At 37.7% G+C, this 1,738-nt stretch carries 2 protein-coding genes; both read left to right on the top strand.

Annotation, left to right across the window (positions count from 1 at the left end):
* The first annotated feature begins 184 nt into the window (after nucleotides 1-184).
* Nucleotides 185-1,087, top strand: a complete 903-nt coding sequence (locus tag JF818_RS07650; protein WP_198891434.1) for a carbohydrate ABC transporter permease — start codon at nucleotides 185-187, stop codon at nucleotides 1,085-1,087.
* On the top strand, nucleotides 1,084-1,738 hold a 655-nt coding region (locus tag JF818_RS07645), incomplete at its 3' end, for a carbohydrate ABC transporter permease (protein WP_198891433.1). The genes JF818_RS07650 and JF818_RS07645, both read left to right, overlap by 4 nt.

Here is a 1,738-nt window from a genome sequence, read left to right as displayed (position 1 = left end):
GTATAGTTCTTTCCTGTTTGATGATGCCTTGTCAAGGATTGCTGTCGACGGATGGAATAGTGAAAGGGTTGCAGCAGAAATGGCAAAGAAAGTCACTGAGGTAATCAACGACTAAATATTGGTTCGAGTATACGCTTACATCGTATGTGAAAATATACGATGTAAGTATTTAATTAATAGTGAGATGAAAATGCCAATTCTAAGAAAAAAATTATCACTTGAAGAGAAAGACAATAGGATAGGGCGGCGGTTTTTATACCCTGCAATCATTGTCTTGCTCTGTATTATTGCTTTTCCTGTACTTTACTCATTCATCTTGAGTTTTTTCAGATGGAGGCCTACTGAGCCTGGCCATCGTTTTGTTGCTATGAAGAATTATTATGATGTATATCGTGATGAGCGTTTCTTGATATCCATTTTCAATACATTCATCTATGCCTTTATTGGTGCATTTGGAAAAATAATTCTTGGAATGGGTTTGGCTTTGTTATTGAATAAAAAATTCCCAGGAAGAGCGATTGCAAGAACATTATTGATGTTGCCTTGGATTATTCCAGTTACTGCAAGCCTAACAGCTTGGAACTGGATGCTGGATGGTATGTACGGTGTAATTAATATTATTCTGTCGAGAATGGGTTTGATTACTACCTATATAAACTTTCTCGGAGAAAAGGGTATTGCTCTAGCATGTGTCCTGATGGTCGGTATCTGGATGGGATACCCACAGATGATGATGATGATCTTAGCAGGGCTTCAGTCGATTCCTGGAGAGTTGTATGAAGCAGCCGAAGTAGAGGGTGCAGGGAAAATTCGCTCATTCTTCTATATCACAATCCCTTCATTGTCTGGTGTACTGAAAACATCCATTATTCTCAGCATTATTTGGACGTTTAATGCTTTCAATGTTATTTGGTTGCTGACACGCGGAGGAAGTTCGACACACATCATGAACACACTTGCTTATGAATTCTCCTTCATCAATATGCGATACGATAAGGGGGCTGCCATGTCTGTTACCATTTTATTCTTCTTGGCAATCTTCTTATTCATCCATACCAAAATGCAGAGGGAGGACTCACTACAGTGAATCTAAATAAGCATAAAATACAAGCAAAAGGTAAAAGGATTTTATTTTTTGCTGCATTGATCTTAATCATTGTGATAATTGATTTTCCAATCTATTGGATGATTAAAAGTTCATTGACTTCTGTTGATAAGATGATGACGAGAGAGGTGAGTCTTGGAATTACTGAGCTAGATTTCTCTTCATACGTGAATATTTGGAATGGAACTGAATATGCATCGCAACTAAAATTTAAGAATTATCTCTGGAACAGCATAATCGTTGTACTTAGCTCATCAGCAATAAGTATTGCCATCGCAACACTTGCTGGATATAGCTTGGCACGATTTAAATACAAGCATAGGAATTCTATCGCTCAAGGAATTCTGTATGTCTATATGTTTCCTCAGATGATACTGACTACCCCTATGTTGATGCTTGTCATTAAACTAGGACTTTACAATAGTCTTCTTTCTTTGATCCTGGTCTATTGTACTTTTTCTCTTCCTTATTCTATTTGGATGATGAGAAGCTATTTCAACGTGTTGCCAAAAGAACTTGAAGAAGCTGCAATGATGGATGGTTGTAGCAAGTTGAGGGCAGTCTGGAAGATAATGTTCCCTCTTGCGCTACCGGGAGTAGTTGCTACTGTGACATATTCATTCATTATTGGTT

Source organism: Sphaerochaeta sp. S2 (genome assembly GCF_016406725.1).
GTDB lineage: Bacteria > Spirochaetota > Spirochaetia > Sphaerochaetales > Sphaerochaetaceae > Sphaerochaeta.
The sequence above is the reverse complement of the archived record's forward strand: the minus strand, read 5'-3'. Positions and strand labels throughout refer to the sequence as shown.

Coding starts and splice junctions, on each gene's coding strand:
- JF818_RS07650 (WP_198891434.1), top strand. CDS start 185: ATGAAAATGCCAATTCTAAGAAAAAAATTATCACTTGAAGAGAAAGAC.